Here is a 1,590-nt window from a genome sequence, read left to right as displayed (position 1 = left end):
AGACAAAATTGATGCCTATGAAGAAGTACGAAATTATATGTTTCAAAATGGTTCTAATCCTTTAAGTAAACAATTAGCAGTAAAATCAGAAATCACAACTGATGATATTATGTCATTAGTTATAACCAAAAAAAAATAAAAATGAGGGAGAACTGAAATGAGAAGAAAAATATTTGCTGTATTGTTAGCCATTGTAATATTTTTAGTTGGAACAATATTTGGTATTTTGGTAGATAGGATAACAATTATGAAAATGTTACATTTTCCACTTCCAGGGGTATCTTTAGGCCCCCATCACCAGAAAATGCCTCAAAGAGTAATTGATAAAGTAGCAAGACAATTGGAGCTTAGTGACGAACAGAAAGAAAAATTGGTTAATATCTTGGAGAAAAACAAGGAATCAATAGACAAATTGTTTATAGAGATAGAACCAAAATTACAGAAAAGATTTGGTTCTATGTGTGATGAAATTAAAACGATATTAAATGAAAAACAGAAGCAGAAATTTGAACAAATGGCTGAAAAATTTAAAAAGTTTGGTCCCCCGCCTCCATTACCGTAATAAAATATTTGTTTCAATTTAATAACACTTTTCTCTCTATTTAAACTTCAATAGAACCTTTCTAACTTTATATCGGATAAAATATTTTGAATTGAGTGTAACATTTATAACCTTTGGATTCTCTAAAGGTTGTACGATAGTTATTTCAAGGTGTAACATTTTGATACTTTAGATTATCTAAAAGATGAATTTCAAATGTTCAGTGAACCCCGCTCCTTGCCCTGAAGAGGCTGTGTCGCAACCCTTATTTCATCAATTTTGTAGCTCAATGCTTTAGTCCGCCTGAGGCGGAACGGCTATATTTTGTCATTATGTATCATCTTTTTCAAAGCTGAATGAGCTACAGTTGCGACACAACCTCTTTATGGTGAGGCATCCGCATACGAGGGGCGGGGTGAAGGGTAAATAAATGAACTTAAAACACTTTTATAATTTTATCAAGAAGAAAATAGTATTTTTTGCTATTTTGATTTTAGTGGACAATGTCTGTGCTAAAGAAATGACCTGGCAAGATATAGTAAATACGGCAAAATTAAATAATCCCACAATAAAGAAGGCAGAAGATTCATTAAAACAGGTACAGTTAAGTTATAAGGTTTCAAAGTCAAATTTTTTTCCACAAATATCTGCATCTGTAGGGAAAACCCGTTTGAGTAGCGAAGTTATTAATCCTATAGGAAAGACAATAGATACTATAATAACTGATAATTACACATATGGTATTTCAGGGAGATTGTCGGTATTTAAAGGTTTTGCAGATTTAACCGACCTGAAAATAAAAAATATAGATATCCAGATAGAAACAGAAAAATATAGAAGAACTATGTCTGATGTATTATATAACTTAAAAAAAAGTTATGTCAATCTATTATGGACACAGGAAATGGTTAATTTATCAAAAGAAATCTATGATAGAAGAAAGAAGAATTACGAGTTAATTCAACAAAAATACAAAGCAGGACGTGAAGATAAAGGCTCATTTCTAAAGGTTGAAGCAAATATGGTTCAGGCAGAATATGATTATATCC

Annotated in this window: 2 protein-coding genes; both read left to right on the top strand. The window is 31.1% G+C overall.

Features of this window, described 5'->3' with window-relative positions; translation table 11 throughout:
- Window positions 1-157: 157 nt before the first annotated feature.
- Complete coding sequence (locus tag AB1349_14215; GenBank protein MEW6558480.1) at window positions 158-562, top strand: hypothetical protein; 405 nt, start codon at window positions 158-160, stop codon at window positions 560-562.
- Window positions 563-971: 409 nt separating this feature from the next.
- Window positions 972-1,590: TolC family protein (locus AB1349_14210; GenBank protein MEW6558479.1), on the top strand; the 619-nt coding region annotated here is incomplete at its 3' end.

Source organism: Elusimicrobiota bacterium (assembly GCA_040757695.1).
Taxonomy (GTDB): Bacteria; Elusimicrobiota; UBA8919; order UBA8919; family UBA8919; genus JBFLWK01.
The sequence above is the reverse complement of the archived record's forward strand: the minus strand, read 5'-3'. Positions and strand labels throughout refer to the sequence as shown.

What these genes read in the sequence shown, in the direction of transcription:
- AB1349_14215 (MEW6558480.1), top strand. Translation starts at nt 158, where the DNA reads ATGAGAAGAAAAATATTTGCTGTATTGTTAGCCATTGTAATATTTTTA.